Source organism: Nocardia otitidiscaviarum NBRC 14405, assembly GCF_000308635.1.
Taxonomy (GTDB): domain Bacteria; phylum Actinomycetota; class Actinomycetes; order Mycobacteriales; family Mycobacteriaceae; genus Nocardia; species Nocardia otitidiscaviarum.
The window spans coordinates 1-22,225 of sequence record NZ_BAGD01000114.1 but is presented as its reverse complement, the minus strand read 5'-3'; the positions used below and the strand labels follow the sequence as shown (position 1 = coordinate 22,225).

Annotated in this window: 14 protein-coding genes and 1 pseudogene; 10 read left to right on the top strand and 5 right to left on the bottom strand. The window is 69.0% G+C overall.

Annotation, left to right across the window (positions count from 1 at the left end):
• Positions 1 to 19 precede the first annotated feature (19 nt).
• Positions 20 to 8,125, top strand: a pseudogene (locus ON31_RS26060) (amino acid adenylation domain-containing protein); the annotation flags it as partial.
• Between the two features lie 83 nt (positions 8,126 to 8,208).
• Positions 8,209 to 8,424, top strand: a complete 216-nt coding sequence (locus ON31_RS26055; RefSeq protein ID WP_039817416.1) for an MbtH family protein — start codon at positions 8,209 to 8,211, stop codon at positions 8,422 to 8,424.
• A gap of 254 nt (positions 8,425 to 8,678) precedes the next feature.
• Here the strand turns inward: ON31_RS26055 and ON31_RS34900 are convergent, their stop codons facing one another.
• Both ON31_RS34900 and ON31_RS26045 read right to left on the bottom strand, forming a co-directional pair.
• Entirely contained in the window at positions 8,679 to 9,215 is a 537-nt protein-coding gene (locus ON31_RS34900; protein WP_147287002.1) for a nuclear transport factor 2 family protein, read from the bottom strand.
• A 211-nt stretch (positions 9,216 to 9,426) separates the two neighbouring features.
• Positions 9,427 to 10,425, bottom strand: coding sequence for an AurF N-oxygenase family protein (locus ON31_RS26045; protein WP_039817414.1), 999 nt, complete (start codon positions 10,423 to 10,425; stop codon positions 9,427 to 9,429).
• Between the two features lie 289 nt (positions 10,426 to 10,714).
• Here ON31_RS26045 and ON31_RS26040 point away from each other — a divergent pair, with 289 nt between their 5' ends.
• Positions 10,715 to 11,014, top strand: coding sequence for a hypothetical protein (locus tag ON31_RS26040; RefSeq protein WP_115061467.1), 300 nt, complete (start codon positions 10,715 to 10,717; stop codon positions 11,012 to 11,014).
• Here the strand turns inward: ON31_RS26040 and ON31_RS26035 are convergent.
• On the bottom strand, positions 11,011 to 12,309 hold the full coding sequence (locus tag ON31_RS26035) for a TetR/AcrR family transcriptional regulator (RefSeq protein ID WP_039817412.1): 1,299 nt from the start codon (positions 12,307 to 12,309) through the stop codon (positions 11,011 to 11,013). The genes ON31_RS26040 and ON31_RS26035 overlap by 4 nt on opposite strands.
• A 144-nt stretch (positions 12,310 to 12,453) precedes the next feature.
• Here ON31_RS26035 and ON31_RS26030 point away from each other — a divergent pair, with 144 nt between their 5' ends.
• Positions 12,454 to 12,894, top strand: coding sequence for an SRPBCC family protein (locus ON31_RS26030; protein WP_039817411.1), 441 nt, complete (start codon positions 12,454 to 12,456; stop codon positions 12,892 to 12,894).
• 2 nt (positions 12,895 to 12,896) lie between these two features.
• Here the strand turns inward: ON31_RS26030 and ON31_RS26025 are convergent, their stop codons facing one another.
• Both ON31_RS26025 and ON31_RS26020 read right to left on the bottom strand, forming a co-directional pair.
• On the bottom strand, positions 12,897 to 14,189 hold the full coding sequence (locus ON31_RS26025) for a M20 metallopeptidase family protein (RefSeq protein ID WP_039817410.1): 1,293 nt from the start codon (positions 14,187 to 14,189) through the stop codon (positions 12,897 to 12,899).
• A gap of 350 nt (positions 14,190 to 14,539) precedes the next feature.
• The gene (locus ON31_RS26020) at positions 14,540 to 15,133 is read right to left on the bottom strand and encodes an SACE_7040 family transcriptional regulator (protein WP_039817409.1); all 594 of its coding nucleotides are present in this window, start codon (positions 15,131 to 15,133) and stop codon (positions 14,540 to 14,542) included.
• A gap of 95 nt (positions 15,134 to 15,228) precedes the next feature.
• Between ON31_RS26020 and ON31_RS26015 the strand changes: the two genes are divergently transcribed.
• The 6 genes from ON31_RS26015 to ON31_RS25990 all read left to right on the top strand — a co-directional run.
• The gene (locus ON31_RS26015; protein WP_039817408.1) at positions 15,229 to 16,815 is read left to right on the top strand and encodes a carboxyl transferase domain-containing protein; all 1,587 of its coding nucleotides are present in this window, start codon (positions 15,229 to 15,231) and stop codon (positions 16,813 to 16,815) included.
• 5 nt (positions 16,816 to 16,820) lie between these two features.
• A complete protein-coding gene (locus ON31_RS26010; RefSeq protein WP_039817418.1) occupies positions 16,821 to 18,860 on the top strand; it encodes an ATP-binding protein in 2,040 nt (679 codons plus the stop codon).
• Positions 18,857 to 20,017 (top strand): acyl-CoA dehydrogenase family protein, encoded by a 1,161-nt coding sequence (locus ON31_RS26005; protein WP_039817406.1) that lies wholly within the window; start codon positions 18,857 to 18,859, stop codon positions 20,015 to 20,017. Before ON31_RS26010 ends, ON31_RS26005 begins: the two co-directional genes overlap by 4 nt.
• Positions 20,014 to 20,499: a MaoC family dehydratase gene (locus ON31_RS26000; RefSeq protein ID WP_039817405.1), complete on the top strand. Its 486-nt coding sequence runs from the start codon at positions 20,014 to 20,016 to the stop codon at positions 20,497 to 20,499. Before ON31_RS26005 ends, ON31_RS26000 begins: the two co-directional genes overlap by 4 nt.
• A gap of 70 nt (positions 20,500 to 20,569) precedes the next feature.
• Positions 20,570 to 21,418, top strand: coding sequence for an HpcH/HpaI aldolase/citrate lyase family protein (locus ON31_RS25995; protein ID WP_039817404.1), 849 nt, complete (start codon positions 20,570 to 20,572; stop codon positions 21,416 to 21,418).
• A gap of 6 nt (positions 21,419 to 21,424) precedes the next feature.
• Positions 21,425 to 22,225, top strand: an 801-nt coding sequence (locus tag ON31_RS25990) for an AMP-binding protein (protein ID WP_039817403.1), incomplete at its 3' end; no start/stop codon positions are given.

Genomic DNA, 22,225 nt, shown 5'->3' with positions numbered 1-22,225 from the left:
CGTCACCACCCCCGAACTGGTGGCCGCGTGGCAGCCGGGCCGCACCTATCTGAACGCCTACGGCCCCACCGAGACCACCATTGTCGCCACCTACGCCGACCTGGTCCCCGGGCGGCGCGTCGGTATCGGCGCACCGATTCCAGGCACGGCCGCACTGGTATTGGACGAGCGCCTCGCACCGGTCCCCCCGGGCGTGGCCGGGGAACTGTACCTGTCCGGCCCCGGCCTCGCGCGCGGCTACCACGGCGCACCCGGCCTCAGCGCCGATCGATTCGTCGCCAACCCGTGGGGTGCGCCCGGATCGCGCATGTACCGCACCGGAGATCTGGTGCGCCGGATACCCGGAGCCTTCGGAGACTGGGAACTGGAGTACTTGGGGCGCACCGATTTCCAGGTGAAGGTTCGCGGATTCCGGGTCGAGCTCGGCGAGATCGACACCGTGCTCGCCGACCACCCGGCCGTGGCGCGGGTCGTTACCGTCGGTCGTCCCGACCAGCGCGGGCATACCGTGCTCGCGTCGTATGTCGTTCTCGCCGAGGCGAGTACGGTCGGCGAAGCGGACCTGCGCGAGCACGCTGCCCGTGGTCTAGCGCCCTATATGGTGCCGTCCGCGATCGTGATACTCGATGCCCTGCCGCTCACCCCGGCCGGAAAACTCGATCGCCGGGCACTACCCGAGCCTCAGTTCCGCGCCCGTGCGTTCCGTACTCCCGCTACCCCACTGGAGGAACTGGTAGCGGCGGTCTTCGCGGATGTGCTCGGGCTGCCGCCGGTCGGCGCGGACGACGACTTCTTCGAACTCGGCGGCAACTCGCTCATCGCCACCCGGGTCACCGCCCGGCTGGGAGAGCGGCTGGGGCGTCGGGTTCCGGTGCCGACGCTGTTCGAGGCTCCGGTCGTGCACGCGCTGGCGGCCCGCCTCGTCGCGGACGACATCGCACCCGCGCTGCCCGCACTGACCACCGGGCCACGTCCGGCCCGGATTCCGCTGTCCCCGGCACAGCAGCCCATGTGGCTGATGAACCGGCTGGACCCCGAATCCCCGGCCTACAACATCCCCGCCGCGGTGCGGATTCTCGGCGAACTCGACCACGCCGCCATGCGCGCCGCCTTCGCCGACGTGGTGGCCCGGCACGAGGCACTGCGCACCGTCTTCCCGCTCGACGACGACGGGGAGGGGCACCAGGTGATCCTGCCCCCGCACACCGCGCTGTCGCCGGAGGTGGAGCCGGTCGCGGGCGCGGTGGCCGAGCGGGTGGCCGAGATCGCCTCCGTCGGTTTCGACGTCACCACCGAGGTGCCGCTGCGCGCGGTGCTGCTGCGCGAGGCCGAGCACAGCCACGTGCTGGTGGTGGTGCTGCACCACATCATCGCCGACGGCTTCTCCATGAACCCCCTGCTGCGCGATATAGTCACCGCCTATCTCGCCCGTCGCTCGGGCAGCGGCCCGGCCTGGTCGCCGTTGCCGGTGCAGTACGCCGACTACACGCTGTGGCAGCATCGAGTGCTGGAAACCGTTGCGGCGGAGGAACTCACATTCTGGCGCGAGACGCTGGCCGGATTGCCGGACGAACTGCCGTTGCCCACCGACCGACCCCGCCCGGCGCTGTCCTCGCGGCGCGGTGCGGTGGTGCGCGGACGGATCGGCGGCGGCGTCGGAGCTCGGCTGGACGGTGTCGCCAAGCGGCACGGCGTGACACCGTTCATGGTGTTGCACGCCGCGCTGTCGGTTCTGCTGGCCCGCCTGTCCGGTACCGACGACATCGCCATCGGCACGCCGGTGGCGGGGCGCGGAGCGAGCGCCCTGGACGGGATGGTCGGGATGTTCGTCAACACCCTCGCCCTGCGCACCCGCATCGACCACCCCGACCGCACCTTCGCCGAACTGCTCGCCGCGACCCGCGCGGTGGACGTGGCCGCCTTCGCCCACGCCACCGTGCCGTTCGAACGAGTGGTGGACGCCCTCGGCGTCGAACCCACCCAGGCCCGGCATCCGCTGTTCACCGTCAGCCTGAGCTATGTGAACCTGGACTCGCGTACGCACGCGGTGCCCGGTTTGGTGCTGGAGGGCGTCGACTTCGACGACAGCGTCGCGAAATTCGACCTCACCTTCACCATCGGGGAGACGCTCGACGCCGACGGCCACCTGCCGGTGGAGCTGACCTACGCCACCGACCTCTACGACGCGTCGACGGCGGCCGAGTTGCTGCGTCGCTTCGGGCGGGTGCTGGGTGCGGTCACCGCCGACCCGCGGCGTCGGGTCGGCGAGATCGAGATTCTCGCCCCCGCCGAGCGCGCCGAGATTCTCGACCGCCGCGGTCCGCACCCGATCGCACCGCGCACCCTGGCCGAGATCATGCGCGCGGCCGTGGCACTGGACCCCGAGGCCACCGCCCTGGTGTACGCGGGACGGGACATGAGCTACCGGGAACTGGACGAGCGTTCCTCCCGGCTGGCCCGACTGCTCATCCGCGACGGTCTCGGGGCGGAGGACGTCGTCGCCGTCGCCATTCCCCGGTCGCTCGATTCCCTGGTGGCGCTGTGGGCGGTGGCGAAGTCGGGGGCGGTCTTCCTGCCGGTGGATCCCACCTATCCGGCCGAGCGCATCACCCATATGCTCACCGACTCCGGCGCGCGGATCGGCCTCACCGTCGCCGCCGCAGCGGCCGCGCTGCCCGCAGGCGTCCGATGGCTGCCGCTGGACGCCGACGCGACCGCGGCACAGCTGCGGCACACCGACTGTGCGCCCGTCACCGACGACGAACTGGTACGCCCGGTGACCGTCGGCAATGCCGCGTGGATGATGTACACCTCGGGTTCCACCGGAAAGCCCAAGGGCGTGGTGGTCACCCACGCCGGCATCGCCGGTGTGGCCGCCCTGCACCAGGAACGCTGCCCCACCACGGTCGCCGCCCGCGTCCTGCACCGGGCCTCGCCCAGCTTCGACGCCTCCCTCATGGAGGTGCTCATGGCGCTGCCGGTCGGCGCGGCCCTGGTCATCGCGCCCGCCGATGTCTTCGGCGGTACGGAGATGTCGGAACTCATTCGCGCCGAGCGGGTTACGCACGCGCTCATCACGCCGTCGGTGCTGCACACCCTCGACGCGGACGCACTGTCGGGACTGCGGTACCTGTCGGTGGGCGGCGAAGGCTTCGGCCCGGAGCTGATCCGGCGCTGGGGACGGGATCGGGAGCTGTACAACTCCTACGGCCCGACCGAGGCCACCATCACCACCCATATGAGCATCCCGCTGCGCCCCGGCGATCCGGCGGTACTCGGCGGACCGGCCGACGGACTGTCGGCCGTGGTGCTCGACCACCGCCTGCGACCGGTGCCCGACGGGGTGACCGGCGAAATGTACCTGCGGGGGCCGGGATTGGCGCGTGGCTACCACGGCCTGCGCGGTCTCACCGCCAGTCGCTTCGTGGCCGATCCGTACGGTGCGCCCGGCGGCAGGCTCTACCGCACCGGTGATCTGGTGCGCTGGACCACACGGGCGGGCGACGCAGCCACCCCGACGCTGGAATATCTGGGTCGCACCGATGATCAGGTGAAGGTGCGCGGTCTGCGCATCGAGCTCGGCGAAATCGATACGGTGCTGACCGCACACCCCGCCGTCGACAGCGCGGTGACCATCGGCCACCGCGACGCCACCGGCGAGATCGCCCTGGTGTCCTATGTGGTGCCCGCCCTAGGCCACACCGTCGACGTGGATGCGCTGCGCGCCTTCGCGGCCCGCTCGCTCATCGCCTACATGGTGCCCGCCGCCGTCATGGTCATCGACGCCATCCCGCTCACCCCGACCGCCAAGCTGGATCGAAAGGCGCTGCCGCAACCGGTGTTCCGGGAAGCGGCGTATCGGGCTCCGGTCACCGCCACCCAACGGCGCGTCGCCGAAACCATGGCCGAGCTGCTGGGGCGTGCCGTCGACCGCGTCGGTCTCGACGACGACTTCTTCGCCCTCGGCGGCAATTCGCTGAGCGCGGCGAAGCTCTCGGCCCGGCTGTCCACCCGCCTCGGCGCCCCCGTGGCCATGCGGACCGTGTTCGAGCATCCCACCGTCGCCGCCTTGGCGGCGGCCGTGGCCGATGCCGCTCCGGCGGCGGCGGAACCGGTGCTCGCACCGCGAACCGATCACGGTCCGGTGCCGCTGTCCCCGGCACAGCAGCGCATGTGGTTCCTCAACCGTTTCGACACCGCCGGCGCGGCCACCGCCGACGGCACCGCGGCGGCGGCCTACAACATCCCACTCGCCATCCGGCTCACCGGCGATCTGGATATCGAGGCCCTCGCCGCCGCGCTGTCCGACGTGACCGCCCGGCACGAATCGCTGCGCACGGTCTACCCGCTCACCGACTCCGGTCCGGTGCAGGTGGTCGTGCCCGCCGAACGGGCACCCGTGCCGGAGCTGACCCCGATTCCCGTCGCGGCGGCCGATATCACCGCCGCGGTCACCGAATTCGTCGGCGCGGCCTTCGACGTCACCGTCGAGATCCCGCTGCGGGCGCGGCTCTACGCCGTGGCCGAGGACGACCACGTGCTCGCGGTGTCGGTGCACCACATCGCCGCCGACGGTGCCTCACTCGCACCGCTGGCCCGCGATGTGGTGACCGCCTACGCGGCCCGCCGCACCGGTGGGGCGCCCGCGTGGTCGCCGCTTCCGGTGCAGTACGCCGACTACTCGGTGTGGCAGCGCGCCCGCCTCGGCGCCGAGGACGACCCGCACTCCCTGGCGGCCCGGCAACTGCGGTTCTGGACCGAGACGTTGGCCGGTCTACCCGACCAGCTGGCACTGCCCACGGACCGCCCGCGTCCGGCGGTGGTGTCCACGGCCGGGCGGCAGGTGGAATTCACCATCGACGCCGAAACCCATGCTCGACTGCTCGAAGTGGGCCGTGGCCGGGGCGCGACGCTGTTCATGGTGGTGCATGCCGCGTTCTCGCTGCTGCTGTCACGCCTGTCCGGGGACGCTGCGATCGCGGTGGGCACCCCGGTGTCCGGCCGTGGGGCGGACGCCCTGGACGATCTGGTCGGCATGTTCGTGAACACGCTGGTGCTGCGGGCGGATATCGACCCCGCCGTGGGCTTCACCGCCCTGCTGGACCGGGTGCGCGCCACCGACCTGGCCGCGTTCTCGCACGCCGACGTGCCCTTCGAACGCCTCGTCGAGGTGCTGAACCCGGTGCGTTCCACCGCGCGGCACCCGCTGTTCCAGGTGGGGTACTCGTTCAACAATGTGACGGGCGGTGAGTTCGCCCTCGACGGGCTCACCGTGCGCCCGGTCGAATACGACACCACGGTATCGCGATTCGACCTGCATCTGGTGGTGGCCGACCGATATCACGCCGACGGCGTGCCCGCCGGGCTGGACGCCGCCATCACCTACGCCACGGCACTGTTCGACGAGGGCACCGTCGCCGGGCTCGCCTCCCGGTTCCAGCGTCTGCTCGGCGAGATCCTCGCCCGGCCCACGACACCGGTGGGTGAGCTGGAGCTGCTCGCGCCCCGGGAACGGGTCCACATCCTCGAACACTGGAACGACACCGCCGCCGCGGTGGACGATCGATCGACACTGGCCTCGCTGCTCTACGCGAGCGCTGCGGCCGATCCGGACGCCGTCGCCCTGGTGGCGTGGAGCTCGCACGGCCGTGTCGTGCTCACCTATGCCGAACTCGGTGATCGGGTGAATCGCCTGGCGCGGCACCTGATCTCGCTGGGTGTCGGCCCCGAAGCGCGGGTGGCGCTGGCGCTGCGGCGTTCGGTGGACCTGGTGGTTGCCATGTACGCGGTCTCGGTCGCGGGTGGTGCGTACGTGCCGGTGGACCCCGACCAGCCCGCCGATCGGACCGACTACATCCTCGAGACGTCGGCACCGGTCTGCGTACTCACCGACGCGTCCTACCGCACCGCGGTCGCCCCGCTGGTGCGCGTCGACGATCCGGCGCTGGCATCGCTTGCGGCCGAGCCGATCACCGATGCCGACCGGTGTGCGCCGCTGTCGGCGGCCCACACCGCCTACGTGATCTTCACCTCCGGCTCCACCGGCCGCCCGAAGGGCGTGGCGGTGCCGCACGGAGCGGTGGTCAACCAGTTGCTCTGGAAACGAGCCGAATTCGGCCTGCATGCCGCCGACACCATCCTGTTGAAGACGGCCGCCACCTTCGACCTCTCGGTGTGGGAGTTCTGGTCGGCCGCCGTCTGCGGCGGTCGCCTCGTCATCGCCGCTCCCGACGCGCACCGCGATCCCCGCGCCCTCGACGAGCTGATGGCGCGGGAGGAGGTCACCACTCTGCACACCGTCCCCGCCATGCTCGACGCCCTGCTCACCGACGGACTGCCGGGCACCGTGCGGCGCGTGCTGGCCATCGGCGAGACCTTGAACGCCACACTGGCACAACGCCTACGCCGCGAGCATCCGCAGGTGGAGTTGTTCAATCTGTACGGTCCCACCGAAGCGGCGGTATCGATCACGAGCCATCGCGTGGGGGCCGCCGACGAGTTGTCGGTTCCCATCGGCCGCCCGGAATGGAACAGCCGGGTCTACGTGCTGGACGCGCGCTTGCGGCCCGTTCCGGCCGGTGTCTCGGGCGAGCTCTATCTCGCGGGAGCCCAGCTGGCCCGCGGCTACTTCGCACGTCCCGACCTCACCGCGGAGCGCTTCGTGGCCAACCCGTTCACCCCGGGTGAGCGCATGTACCGCACCGGCGACCTGGCGGCGTGGAATGCCGAGGGGGAACTGGAATACCGCGGCCGCACCGACTTCCAGGTGAAGATCCGGGGCTTCCGCATCGAGCTCGGCGAGATCGAGGCGGCGCTGTCGGCGCTGCCCGCGGTGGCTCGGGCAGCGGTGCTAGTGAAGTCGGACCCCCACACCGGCGACCGACTGGTTGCCTACGTGGTTCCGGCGCAGCCGCGTACCCCGGGTACGGAACCCGCCCTGGACCTCCCCCGGGTCCGGTCGGCCCTGACGGCATCCCTGCCGTCCTATATGGTCCCGTCCGACTTCCTGGTCCTGGATGAACTACCGCACAATGTCAACGGAAAGCTCGACCGCGACGCGCTGCCGGAACCGACCTTCGCCCCTCGCGAATACCATTCTCCGCGAACAGATCTGGAGCACCAGATTTGTGCTGCCTTCGCCACTGTCTTGCCTGCGGTGCGCATCGGCTTGGACGACAACTTCTTCGAACTCGGCGGCAACTCCCTGCTCGCCGTGCGCTTGGCCGCCGAGTTGAGCGACACAGTGGCCGAACGAATCCCGGTGTCCGTCCTGTTCACCGCCCCCACCCCGGGCGAACTGGCCACCCGCCTCGCCCACGGACACACCGGCGCCCTCGACCCGGACGCGGCCTTCTCCGTGCTCCTGCCGCTGCGCCCGACCGGCACCGGTGCCCCGCTGTTCTGCATCCATCCCGCGGGTGGCATCGCCTGGTCTTTTGCCGGTCTGACCGCCCACCTCGACGCCGACCGACCCATCTACGGCCTGCAATCCCCGACCCTGGCCCCCGATACGTCCCTGCCCGATTCCATCGAGGAGTGGGCTGCGGAGTACGTCCGCGAGATTCGCGCCGTCCAGCCGGAAGGCCCCTACCACCTGCTCGGCTGGTCGCTGGGCGGTGTGCTGGCCCATGCCGTCGCGGTCCTGCTCCAGGACCAGGGCCAGTCCGTCGCCACCCTGGCCATGCTGGACAGCTCCTTGGCGGTCGCCGCCGATGAGCCGACCACCATTCCCGTCGCACAGGTTCTGGGCGGACTGCTCGCCGATCCGCACGAGCTGGATGACGCCGCACCCACCGTTGTGGCCGAACACCTTGCCGCACTGGGCGAGCCGTTCTCTGCCCTCGGGGTGGACCGGATCGCGCGCATCATCGACGGCGGCGTGCGCTCGCTCGGCCTCATCGCCGAGCACCGTCCCCGGCGCTTCAAGGGCGATCTGCTGTATTTCGCTGCCGCCTTCGACGATCCGAGCGGCACCTCCGGCGTCTCGACCTGGTCCGACGCCATCGACGGCGTGGTGCACAACCACGCCGTGCAGGCCACCCACTGGCGCATGACCGCACCGGAGGCCCTCGCGCATATCGGCCGCGTGCTCAATGCGGTCCGCAGGCAAGCCGGGCCCCGCTAGCCGCCCACTCCGACGCCGCACGGCCGTGACCCGGCCGTGCGGCTGGCTCCCACGCGAAAACCCCCGCTGAGAAAGGCAATCCGATGAGCAATCCCTTCGACGACGCAGACGCGCAGTTCTACGTGCTGATCAACGACGAGGCGCAGCATTCGCTGTGGCCGGTGTTCGCCGCCATTCCCGGCGGTTGGACCATCGCGCACGGTCCCGCCGAACGGCAGAACTGTCTGGATTTCGTCGAGTCGCATTGGACCGATATGCGTCCGCTCTCGTTGATCGAGGTCATGGCGGAGAACGAATAGACCTGTCGGAAAAGACTTTTCCGAACAGTTGAAAGAAAGGAATCACCCATGGACGGCGTAGACGTCAACGCCCTGATCGCCTCGCTGCTGGCGCTGCTGGGCAGCGGCTCCAGCCTCAACTACGACCCCAACGCTGCCTGAGCGCGTTTCACGGCAGATCGATCCGAAAGGAACACCCATGGATACCGGTAGCGGCATCGCCACCCTGTTCCAGGCCCTGGCCCACGTCCTGACCTCTGGTTCGTCGACGTCCGTCACCCCCGGCACGCCGACTCCCACCCCGACCCCCACCACCTAGGAGGGGCCGATATGGACAGCGGCAGCGCAGTAGACAACTTCTTCAACACCCTGGCCCAGATGATCCTGACCGGATCCTCGGTCTCCTTCCCGCCCACCAGCGGCTCCGCGTAACCGCAACAGCCGCCGCGGGTCCACAACCACCCGCGGCGGCCCGCCCCCGCCGGGGTGCGGTGCGGCCGTGGCGATCCAGTCAGCGAGCGTCCCACTCGTGCCCGCAGGCGGAACTCGATGAACAGCACATCGGAATCGCCTCGCCAGCGGTCGATTCGCGCGTGCAGGTCGGGCAGCATCCGCCAGATGCCGCGGAACTCCGCCCGCGCGGCCTCGATACCGTGCATCGGAGCGGCCAGCGGCTGTAACAGCACCACGTCCGGATGCAGGATCTCCGCCATCCGCTCGGCGGACGGATCTCTCCAGAACTCCGTGAACTTCGCGACGAACTCTTCGTGTTCGGAACCGTGCACAGTCACCCCCTCTACGGAGTTGGACACACTGCCGGTCGATCCAAGCGTGCTCGCTCCCGCCGCGCAGCCACGCGCGCTCGCTCACCCGCGCAGTGCGATGGGTCCGCGGAGTTACCGGGCCGCGGCGGCGCACATGGTGCCACCGCGCACGCGACGAGGTCGAGGTCGAAACGAGCTGTCCGCCAGGAGCGTCCGAGCTGTTCATCGAGTGCGCGGACGCGGTTGACCTCACCCTCGCTCAGGCGACCCGCACGGCGCGGCGGACGGGTTCGCTGCGGTACCGGGACAGATCTCCGTCGATGTGCAGCAGCCGCCACAGCCGCTTGGTGACCGGGTTCATCAACCCGAGTTCGGTTGCCAGCGAGCGCATGTCACCGAAGTAGTCGGACAGGATGCGTCGCGAGTGCGGCGCCTGCCAGAACGCCTCCTTGATGACGGAGCGGGGAATGTCGAACCTGCGGGCGAACTCCGGTGGCGGAGCCATGATCTCACCCGCCAGCCAGCGCATGGCCAGCGGGAAGGCGATGCCGCACACGTTGCGGTACACCAGGTTCATGGCCGGTACGTGTTCCTTCAGGAACTCGTTGGCGAAGGAGATGTGCCGCGCCTCCTCGGCGATGTGGATCTCCATGCACCGGACCACCGCGGGCGGCAGCTCGGCCCCGTTCCGGATGATGGCCTTCTGGTAGTGGTCGATGGGTTCCTCGCCGCCCAGGATCCCGATGAACAGGATCGCCCAGGCATAGCCCCCGGCGACGCCGATGAAGGGTGACAGCGCCCGGAAGATGGGTCGCATGCCGGGCACGTCTTCGCCGATGCGATTCACCAGCTCCTGGAACATCTGGATGTGGTTGCACTCCTCGGTCATCTCGTGGAGGCAGTAACGGAACTCGGGGGATCCGTTGGGCAGCTTCATGATGTACTGCATCATTCCGCGGATCAGCACGCTCTCGAAGGCCGCGCCGACCTTGATGGAATTGCTGATCCGCCAGCGCCCGATCTCGATCTGCCGTTCCAGCGGCAGGTTCCGGTACCACTCGGTGGCTCCGAGCGGATCGACCTCCGGAGACAGTACCCAGCGGGGATCGTCGCGGTCGATGGCGAATTCCGGGGAGTCCCAGGTGATGTCGAGGTAGGGGTCGAAGTGCCGGTCCACCGATCCCTCCGACAGGGTGCGCAGCAGCTCGCTGTAGTCACGGACCTCGGGGGTGGTGCTCGGTGCGGTGGAAAGTGTCATCGTCGCCTCCTGGTTGCCGCGCGGCGTGCCCGCGATTCTGGGAGGCACGCCGACCACGCCGGTGTGGTGCGGCTCTCTCCAAGATATGTGAGAACATGAGTTACATACAAGTACTCGATCTCATCGGGTGGTCCGCTCGACCCATTGGCCGCGACGAATTCGCATAAACATTTGCTGGCTAATAATGGGCTAATAATTTATCTGGAAAGACACGCCCTGGCCTGCGCGAAAGTTCCCCGGAAATGCGGTAGCGAATAGTTCTAGACATCGACACGAGGAGGGAAAGTCAATGGCTACGGACATTGCATCCGTCGAGCACCAGGGTTTCGCCATGCAGGCTATCGGCCGCAGGGGTGTGCGACCGGTCGTTCCCGTACCGATGCTGGACGATAACCCGATCGAACCCCAATCGATCGGTCTGTATTGGGATCGAGACGGCGATATCTGGCAGCGGGAGGACACGGGCTGGCGACTGATCCTCCAGAACGGAGTATCCGTCGATCCCATCTCGCTGTGGGGCTGGGAGGACGGCTGCGTCCGGGACTACGCGCCCTTCATTCCGGTGTCGTCCTTCGCGGCCGACGGTTAGTGGTGCCCACCGACCGTCGGCGCGGTGGCCGGGCCGGATGACCCGGCCACCGCGCCGAACAGCGTCACCCGCATGAGGCGGATCACCCGGGCGGGCGGGCAGATCCGCGGATCGTCGCCGAACACCCGACCCAGATCCACCACCAGCCCGAAGGCGGCGTGCACCAGAATCCGCGCCTCGCTCTCGGACAGTTCCGGACGCACCGCCACCAGCAACCGCACCCATTCCGCCACGATGAGCCGCTGGATATTGCGCAGCACCGTCCGCTCCTCCGGCGATACGTGCCCGAACTCCGCGTAGTAGACGTAGGTCAGCTCACGTTCGGCGAACGAGCCGCCGACATAGAGGTCGATGAGTTTCGTCAGGGCTTCGGCGGGGCTCGACGAGGAGGCCGTGGCCGGGCCGATCGCCCCCGACACCCGATCGGCCGCCCGGCGGAAGGCGGCGGCGAGCAGATCGCTCTTGGAGCGGTAGTACCGGTACACCGCCGAGGCCGCCGACAGATCCGCGGCCGAGGCGATGTCCTCCATGCTCACGTTCGGGTACCCGCGCTCGTGGAACAGCTCCACCGCCTTGCGCAGCAGCAGTTCATGTTTGAACGACTGCGGGATCTCCACCGCGCGCATCGGTTCGACAATATCGGCGGGCGGCGGCAATTCGCAGTCGATCACCTGGTAGCAGGTCGAGAGCAGCAGTGCGGTAAGCGCTTTGGCGGGCATGGCGGCATGGTGATCACCGATGCTGGTGATGATGCTGAACAGTGCGGCGGCCCGCACCGCGCGATCGTGGCCGTCCAGCTCCGGCCGCACCTCGCCGATCAGGCCGCGCACGATCGCCACCGCCTCGGCGAACTGCTCGTTCAGCGTCGCGCGGTCGGTGTCGTCGAGGTAGCGGCCCTCCCACCGGGTCAGCGCCACGGTGGCGCGGTTGGCGATGGTGTCGGCGATGAGCGACTCCAGCACCTGGGTCAGCCGCTGGTGCGGTGTCCAGTCGGCGGCGTCCTCGGGGAGGGTGACCGCGGTGACGGTCAGCTGCCCCAGGCGCAGCAGCTCCTCCCGGAACAGCGCGTACTTGCTCGGATAGTGCCGGTAGAGGGCGGCGGAGCTGATGCCGAGGCGGGCCGCGATGTCCTCCATGGAGACACCGTGATAGCCGAGCGAGCCGAAGGCGGCCGCCGAGGTGGCGGCGATCTGGGCGCGCCGGTTCTTGGGCCGTCGGCGGATCACCCGTTCGGGTGCGGCCGCGGAAGCGTCGTCGCGTTCGGCACGGGTCTTGCGACGCTCCTCTACGTTCATGTCGCCATGGTAGCGACCAGCGCCTTTGCCGCCGTGCAGGGTTGGTCGTCCGAATTGTGATCTCTTCGCCGCGAGCATTATTCGCCGCCCCGGCCGATCCGGCCCGTAGTCTGCATGGGCACGATCGCGAGGAACGGAGCCGCTATGCGCGGGGTGGAGGTGGAGCGCACAATTCCAGCGCCCATCACCGATGTGTTCGACTGGCTCACCGATGTCACGAACTTCCAACGGGTGCCCTGGATCAGACGGGTCACGCTGGTCCGGCCCGGTGACACCAATGGCAACGGGGTGGGTGCGGTGCGGCTGATAGTGACGCCGCTCATGCGGCTCACCGAGGAGATCGTCGAGTACACCCCGCCGACGCGGGTGCGCTACCGGGTGCTCTCGTCCGTGCCCCGGCTACGCACCCAGGACGGCAAGCTGGAGCTGTCCGAGCATGCCGAGGGCACGCTGGTGAACTGGTATTCCACCTTCGAGGTGGACAACCGGTGCCCGAAGCTGTCCACCTGCGCCTACCTGCCGCTGGTGCGCGGCGGCTTTCATCTCGTATTACGCACCGCCACAAAGGAATTGCGCGGGGAGTAGGGCTATTCGGCGGGTACCAGCGTGCCCGCCAGATGGTCGTAGGCCACCTGGCAGTGCAGCCGCACACCCGTGACCAGAGTGTCGTCGTCGGCGTAGAAGTGCGGATTGTGGTTCATGTACATGCCGCGACCGCCCGGTGTGGGGCGCGGGGTACCCGTCGCCGGGTCCAGGTCGACATCCTGCACGCCGAGGGTGACGTAGAGCCCGCCGTAAGCGTTGACGAACTCCGAGACGTCGTCGTAGCCGAGGGTCGGCGGGATCGGCAACACGCGCTCCGCGCCCGCCACCCGCCGGAAGGTCGGCAGCGCCGGCTCCATCCATTCCCGGCGGTTGTCCACGGCGGGCACGTCCTGGAGGAATTCCACCGTCGATGAGCAGTTGTACGCCTGAGCGGTGTGGTCGGCGAGCGTGTCCAGCCGTTTCCGCACCTCCGCCATATCCGCCTCGACGGTGCAGCGGATGGTGCCCCACAGGGTGACGGTCTGGCCGATGATATTGAACCGTCCCACATCCTCCACGTGCCCGATGGTCACGGTGATCGGGTCGAAAGCGTTGACCTGTCGGTAGATCTGGCCGATGCCGGTGATGATCGCACCGGCGGCGGGCATGGGATCGATGCCCATCCACGGCGTGGACCCGTGCACCTGCTGTCCGGTGAGGTTGATCTTCACCAGACATGACGCACCGAACTGATTGCCGACCCGATATCCGATGTACCCCTTGGGCAGCGGCACCACGTGGAAGCCGAACGCCATGGTGGGCACCGGATTCGCGAAGACGCCTTCGGCCAGCATCTCGCGGGCGCCGCCCTTCTCTTCCGGCGGCGGCCCCTCCTCGGCGGGTTGGAAGACGAAAAGTACGGTACCCGCCAGCTTTTCGCGAACCCCGGCGAGTACGGTGGCCGCGCCCATGAGCATGGCGGTATGGCAGTCGTGCCCGCAGGCGTGCGACACCGGAAACGGGCCGCCCGGATAGTCCTCGTCCACCACCCGCGAGGCGAACGGCACCCCGCACCGATCCGGCACCGGCAGCGCGTCGATATCGGCGCGCAGGGCGACCACCCGCTCACCCGGCCGCTCACCCCGCAGCACACCCACCACGCCGTGCCCCGCGATACCGGTGCGCACCTCGTCGAGCCCCAGCGACCGCAGGTGATCGGCGATGAACCGCGCGGTCTCACGCTCCCGATTGGACAGCTCCGGATGCTGATGCAGATGCTGCCGCCACCGCACCACCCGATCGGCCACCGCCGCCGCGGCGGCATCGAGTTCGGCGTAGATCCCGTCGGTCGTCATAGCGCCTCCGTCCCCATGGGTAACCAGATAATAGCTACGCCCGGCGGTCGGAGCTGAGTAGCCGGTCGGGCATGCGGTGCCGCATCGGCGGAGAGCGCGAGCGTCGCGCGGTGGAGCAGGTTGCTCGGTGGCGCAGAAGAGCGCCGCGTCGATGGTGTGGGTGTGCCGTGTTCGCGGTGTGCGGTGTTCGCTGCGCGCGGGTGTGCGGTGTCGACTGCGCGGGAGGGCTGTATCGATGGTGCGGTAATGCCGCGTAGCCGATGGGGAAGACCACATGGTGGTGTGGGGCGTCGCGTCGGTGGTCGGGAGGGACTTCCGGCGGCGTGCGGGCGCGCGTTCGGGGGCGCGGCCTATTCCAGGGCGGCCAGGGCCATGCGGCGCAGGATGGGGCGGGCGCGGGAGGCCATGGTGGCGGGGGCGCTGTGCGGGGTGGAGTTGATCAGGCCGAAGGTGGCGTGTGCCTGCACGCGGGCGGCGGGTTCGGGGAGGTCGGGGTGCAGCTCGCGCAGGACGGACACCCAGACCTCGACGTACTGGCGCTGGGTGCGGCGGACCTGGCGGCGCGCCGCTTCGGGCAGGTTCTCGAGGTCGCGGTCCTGGATGCGGATGAGCTCCGGATCGCCGAAGGCGAAGTCGAGGTGGAAGTCGACCAGGGCCGTGAGCGCCGCGCGGGGGGTGGGGGCGTCGGCGACGACCGCGCGGCCGCCGTCGAGCAGGCGCTGGCTGATACCGACCAGTAGCTCGACCAGCAGCGCCTCCTTGTTGGGGAAGTGGCGGTACACCGCGGGGCCGCTGATGCCCGCCGCCGCGCCGAGGTCGTCGAGCCGCATGCCCAGGAATCCGCGATCGGCGATCAGCCGGGCCCCGGCCTCCAGCAACTGCTGCCGCCGCTGGGCTTTGAGCTGCTCGCGACGGGTGAGCGTCACGGGTTCGATGCTGCTCACCGCGCACTCCCTTCATCGGATCTGGACAACTCAGTTAGTGAAGATTATCTTATTTCTCAGTTATCGGCGATTAACTGATCGAACAGGATGACGTGATGACGGTGACCGAACGAGCCCGCACGGACAACCGGTCCGCGCACTTGGCGCTGGTCGAGGACCTGCGGGCGCGGCTGGCGGCCAATGCGCTGGGCGGACCGGAGAAGGCGCGGGAGCGGCACCTGGCCCGCGGCAAACTGCTGCCCCGGCAGCGGGTGGATCAGCTGCTGGATCCGGGCTCGCCGTTCCTGGAGCTCGCCCCGCTCGCCGCCACCGGCATGTACGACGACGAATGCCCGGGCGCGGGCGTGATCGCGGGCATCGGCCGGGTATCCGGCCGGGAATGCGTGGTGGTCGCCAATGACGCGACCGTGAAGGGCGGCACCTACTACCCGCTCTCGGTGAAGAAGCACCTGCGCGCCCAGGAGGTCGCCGCGCAGAACCATCTGCCCTGCGTCTACCTGGTCGACTCCGGCGGCGCGTTCCTCCCCAAACAGGACGAGGTCTTCCCGGACCGCGAGCACTTCGGCCGCATCTTCTTCAACCAGGCCACCATGAGCGCCAAGGGCATCGCCCAGATCTCCGCGGTCATGGGTTCCTGCACCGCGGGCGGCGCGTACGTGCCCGCCATGAGCGATGAGACCGTCATCGTCCGCGAGCAGGGCACCATCTTCCTGGGCGGTCCGCCGCTGGTGAAGGCGGCCACCGGCGAGGTGGTGACCGCGGAGGAACTCGGCGGCGGCGAACTGCACTCCAAGATCTCCGGCGTCACCGACCATCTCGCGGAATCCGATCAGGACGCGCTGCGCATCGTCCGCGAGATCGTGGCGACCCTCGGCCCCAAGCGCGCCACCCCGTGGGAGGTCGCGCCCACGGTGGACCCCATCGCACCGCAGGATGAGCTGTACGACGTCGTCCCGACGGATCTGCGCACCCCGTACGACGTCCGGGAGGTCATCACCCGCATCGTCGACGGCGGCGAATTCTCCGAATTCAAGGCCGAATACGGCAAGACCCTGGTCACCGGCTTCGCCCGCATCCACGGCCACCCGGTGGGCATCGTGGCCAACAACGGCGTGCTGTTCGCCGAATCCGCGCTCAAGGGAGCGCATTTCATCGAGCTGTGCGACAAGCGCACCATCCCGCTGGTGTTCCTGCAGAACATCACCGGTTTCATGGTGGGCCGCGACTACGAGGCGGGCGGCATCGCCAAGCACGGCGCGAAGATGGTGACCGCCGTGGCTTGCGCGCGGGTGCCCAAACTGACCGTGGTAATCGGCGGCTCGTACGGCGCGGGCAACTACTCCATGTGCGGGCGGGCGTACTCGCCGCGCTTCCTGTGGATGTGGCCGAATGCCCGCATCTCCGTCATGGGCGGTGAGCAGGCCGCCTCGGTGCTGGCGACGGTGCGCGGCGATCAACTCGACGGCAATGGTCAGCCCTGGTCGGAGGAGGATCAGGAGGCGTTCAAGGCCCCGATTCGCGCGCAGTACGAACATCAGGGCCATCCCTACTATTCGTCCGCGCGACTCTGGGACGACGGCGTCATCGCTCCCGCCGACACCAGAACCGTGCTCGGCCTTGCCCTTTCGGTGTGTGGGCAGGCCCCGATCGAACCCGTTTCCTACGGCGTCTTCCGGATGTGACCACCATGATGAACAAAGCCCACCCCGTCGCCTTCGACACCGTGCTGGTGGCCAACCGCGGCGAGATCGCGGTCCGGGTCATGCGCACGCTGCGGGCCATGGGAATTCGCTCGGTCGCGGTGTACAGCGACGCCGACGCCGACGCCCGCCACGTGCGCGAGGCGGATACGGCGGTGCGCCTCGGCCCGGCCCCCGCCCGCGAGTCCTATCTGGATATCGACAAGGTGGTGGACGCGGCCGTGCGCTCCGGCGCGCAGGCGGTCCATCCGGGATACGGTTTCCTGTCCGAGAATTCGGCCTTCGCGGCGGCGCTGGAGGCGGCCGGTATCGAATTCCTCGGACCACCCGCCCGCGCCATCGAGATCATGGGCGACAAGATCGCGGCCAAGACCGCGGTCTCCGCCTTCGGGGTGCCGGTGGTTCCCGGCATCGCGCGGCCCGGCCTCACCGATGCCGAATTGATCGAGGCGGCAACCGATATCGGCTATCCGGTGCTGGTGAAGCCCTCGGCGGGCGGCGGCGGCAAGGGTATGCGCCTGGTCACGGAGCCGGAGCAGCTGCCCGCTGCCCTGGTCTCCGCGCGCCGCGAGGCCGGTGCCGCCTTCGGCGACGACACCCTGTTCCTGGAGCGCTTCGTCACCCGCCCGCGCCATATCGAGGTGCAGATCCTCGCCGACCAGTACGGTCACATCCTGCATCTGGGCGAACGCGAGTGCAGCCTGCAGCGGCGGCATCAGAAGGTGATCGAGGAAGCGCCCTCACCGCTGCTGGACGCCGCCACCCGCGCCCGCATCGGCGCGGCGGCCTGTGCCACCGCGCGCAGCGTGGACTATGTCGGCGCGGGCACCGTGGAGTTCATCGTCTCCGCCGACAAGCCCGACGAGTTCTTCTTCATGGAGATGAACACCCGGCTCCAGGTCGAGCACCCGGTCACCGAAATGGTCACCGGCGTGGACCTGGTGGAGTGCCAGGTGCGCATCGCGGCCGGGCAGAAGCTGTTCGTGAACCAGGACGACATCACGATGACCGGGCACGCCATCGAGGCCCGGGTTTACGCGGAGGATCCCGGCCGCGACTTCCTGCCCACCGGCGGTACCGTGCTGGCGCTCGCCGAACCGGAGGGTCAAGGCGTGCGCGTGGATTCGGGTCTGCGGGTCGGCACGGTGGTCGGCAGCGACTACGACCCCATGCTCTCGAAGGTCATCGCGCACGGCGGCGATCGCCGCGCCGCCCTGGCGAGACTCGATGCGGCCCTGGCGGATACGCAGGTGCTGGGCGTGCGCACCAATATCGACTTCCTGCGCTTCCTGCTCGCCGACCCCGATGTGGTCGCGGGCGAGCTGGATACCGCGCTGCTGGACCGCCGGGCCGGTGACTTCGTGCCCGCACCCGTGGTGGACCACCAGTTCATCGCCGCCGCCAGCTATCTGTGGCTGCGCGGCTGGCCGAGCGCGGCCCGTGACCCGTGGGAGATCCCCTCCGGCTGGCGCATCGGCGGCACCGCCCCGACCGTGCTGCGGCTCAGCGGTGGCGATCGGACCGCGCACGTATCCTTCACGGGTACGCCCGAACGGGCCGAGGTTCGGGTGGAGGGCGGCGAGAAGTACACGCTCACAGCCGAACTCGACGGAGTCGCGAGGGACGGCGGGCGGTGGCTCACCCTGGTCCTGGACGGGGTGCGCACCCGCCACCGGGTCGCCGAACGGCACGGCCACCTCTGGCTCGCCGACCGCACCGGCGTCGCGCAGTTGCGTGAGGTGGCCGAGGCCGACGTGCGCGGCGCGGTCGACCACGTCGGCGAAGCCGAAATCCTCAGCCCCATGCCGGGTTCGGTGATCGCCGTGCCCGTCACCGCCGGTGCGGAGGTGACCGCCGGAACCACCGTCGTGGTGGTCGAGGCCATGAAGATGGAGCATTCGCTCACCGCCCCCATCGACGGCCGGGTCGAACTGCTGGTCGAGGCGGGCGATCAGGTGAAGGTAGATCAGCCGCTCGCGCGTGTGGTGCCCGCGGGCGAGTCAGTTTCGGAAGGACACAGCGCATGACCGACTTCCTCGCCACCGGATCGCTTCCGGACGAGTACCGCGAACTCGCGCTCACCGTGCGGGATTTCGCCAACCGGGTGGTCGCGCCGGTCGCGGCGAAACACGACGCCGAGCACAGCTTCCCGTACGAGGTGGTGGCCGGAATGGCCGAGATGGGTCTGTTCGGCCTGCCGTTCCCCGAGGAGTACGGCGGCATGGGCGGCGACTACTTCGCGCTGTGCCTCGCCCTCGAGGAACTCGGCAAGGTCGACCAGAGCGTGGCCATCACCCTGGAAGCCGGAGTCTCACTGGGCGCCATGCCCGTCTACCGCTTCGGCAACGACAAGCAGAAGCAGGAGTGGCTGCCGCAGCTCACCAGCGGTCGCGCCCTGGCCGCCTTCGGGCTCACCGAACCGGGTGCGGGCAGCGACGCGGGCGGCACCCGCACCACCGCCGTACTCGACGGCGACACCTGGGTGATCAACGGCTCCAAGCAGTTCATCACCAACTCCGGCACCGATATCACCCGGCTGGTCACGGTGACCGCGGTGACCGGTCAGGTGGAGGGCAAGAAGCGGATCTCCACCATTCTGGTGCCCACCGAAACGCCGGGCTTCGTGGCCGAACCCGCGTACAACAAGGTCGGCTGGAACGCCTCCGACACCCATCCGCTCAGCTTCACCGATGTGCGGGTGCCCGCCGAGAACCTGCTCGGCGAAGAAGGCCGCGGTTACGCCAACTTCCTGCGCATTCTGGACGAGGGCCGGATCGCCATCGCGGCGCTGTCGGTCGGTGCGGCGCAGGGCTGTGTGGACGAGAGCGTGCGCTACGCCAAGGAGCGCGAGGCGTTCGGCCAGCAGATCGGCCGGAATCAGGCCATTGCCTTCAAGATCGCGCGCATGGAGGCCCGCGCGCACGCCGCCCGCACCGCCTACTACGACGCCGCCGCGCTCATGCTCGCCGGAAAACCGTTCAAGAAACAGGCTTCGATCGCGAAACTCGTCGCCAGCGAGGCCGCCATGGACAATGCCCGCGACGCCACCCAGATTTTCGGCGGCTACGGGTTCATGAACGAATATGCTGTGGCGCGGCACTATCGCGACAGCAAGATCCTGGAAATCGGTGAGGGCACCACGGAGGTGCAGTTGATGCTGATCGGTCGAGAGTTGGGATTGTGAACGACGATGTCCGCCGCGTCGTGCAGCGCGGCCTGTGGTTCGACGAGTTCGAGACCGGTGTGGTGTACGAGCACCGGCCGGGCCGCACCATTACCGAGGCCGACAATGTGCTGTTCACGACGCTGACCATGAATACCCAGGCGCTGCATCTGGACGCGGCGTTCGCCGATGCGCTGCCGCCCTTCCATCAGCGTCTGGTGAATTCCATGTTCACCTTGTCCACACTGGTTGGTTTGTCTGTAGCGCAGTTGACGCAGGGCACCATTGTGGCCAACCTCGGCTTCTCCGATATCGCCTTTCCGAAACCGCTTTTCCACGGCGACACCCTGTACGCCGAAACCGTGGTCACCGACAAACGGGAATCCAAGAGCCGCCCCGGGGAGGGGATCGTGACCCTCGCGCATACCGGGCGGAATCAGCACGGCGACATCGTCGCCACCGCGGTCCGGAAGACACTGGTACGGAAGCAGGCACCGGCGTGAGCGGTCAGGCGCGGCGCAGGCGGCGGAGCGTCACCACGCGGCGCTCCGTTCAGGCCCGAAGGGATACAGCATGAGCAATCCGGGGACCGGCTGGGAGATGGCGGGACCGGCGTGGCTGTTCTGCCCCGCCGATCGACCCGAGCGGTACGCCAAAGCCGCCGCCGCGGCCGATGTGGTGATCATCGATCTGGAGGACGGGGTCGCCGAGGCCGACAAGGCCGCGGCCCGAGAGTCGCTCATCGCGACACCGCTCGATCCGGACCGCACCGTCGTCCGGGTCAACGCCGCGGGCACGGTCGAGCACATGCTCGATCTCGACGCCGTGGCCCGCACCGACTACCGACGTCTCATGCTGCCCAAATGCGAATCGGCGGAACAGATCACCACACTCGCCGACTACGAGGTGATCGCACTGGTGGAATCGCCGCTGGGGGCGCTGGCGGTGGGCCGGGCGGTCATGGCGCGCAACGCCATCGGCGTCATGTGGGGCGCGGAGGATCTGGTCGCGGGCCTGGGTGGCAATTCCAGCCGGCACGCCGACGGCAGCTACCGCGATGTGGCCCGGCATGTGCGCTCGCAGTCGCTGCTGGCGGCCAAGGCGTACGGCAAATTCGCGCTCGACTCGGTGTATCTCGATATCCCGGACCTCGACGGCCTCGCGGCGGAAGCGCTCGACGCGGTGGCCGTCGGTTTCGACGCCAAGGTCGCCATTCACCCGAGTCAGGTACCGGTGATCCGCCGCGCCTACGCGCCCACCGGTGCGGAGATCGACTGGGCGCGAAGGTTGCTCGCGGAGGTGCCGAATCACCGCGGAGTCTTCACCTTCGAGGGCAGGATGGTGGACGCACCCGTGCTCCGGCACGCCGAGCGCATCGTGCGCCGGGCACAGGGTGCCGACAGCGCGAACGTGGCGTCGTAGGAGGTAGTGGTGGAACCGCAGTGGGTGCCGAGCGAAGCGGATATCGCGTCGGCCAGAGTCACCGATTTCGCACGGTTCGTCGAACGTCGCACGGGGGTGTCCGTACCGGACTACCGGGCGCTGTGGCAGTGGTCGGTCGACGACCTGCCCGGATTCTGGAAGTCGCTGTGGGAGTACTTCGACCTCGGTGATGCGCCGGGCGAGGTGCTGGCCTCGACGGATATGCCCGGAGCGCAATGGTTTCCGGACGTCCGGCTCAATTACGTCGATCAGGTGCTGCGGCAGGCGCGCACCGACCGGCCCGCCATCCTCGCGGTGAGCGAGGATGCCGAGATCGTCGAGATCTCCTGGGCGGAACTGGTTTCCCGCACCATCGCCTTCGCGCACACCCTGCGCGAACTGGGTGTCGGGCCGGGCGATCGCGTCGTCGGCTACCTGCCGAACATCCCCGAGGCGGTCATCGCCTTCCTGGCCACCGCCAGCCTGGGCGCGGTGTGGAGCGCCTGCGGGCAGGACTATTCGGCTCGCGCCGCGCTGGATCGGCTGGGGCAGCTGGAGCCGGTCGTGCTGGTGACCGCCGACGGCTACCGCTACGGCGGCAAGGAACACGACAAGTGCGAGGAGATCGAGGGGCTGCGCGGCGGGCTGCCCTCACTGCGGTCGACGGTGCTGGTATCGCGCCTGGGCCGCTCGGTGCCCGGGGCACTGCCGTGGGACTCCATCGGGCTGGGACAGGCCGACGCCGACGCCAAGGGGCGTGAATTCGCCACGGAGTCGGTGGCTTTCGATCACCCCCTGTGGGTGCTG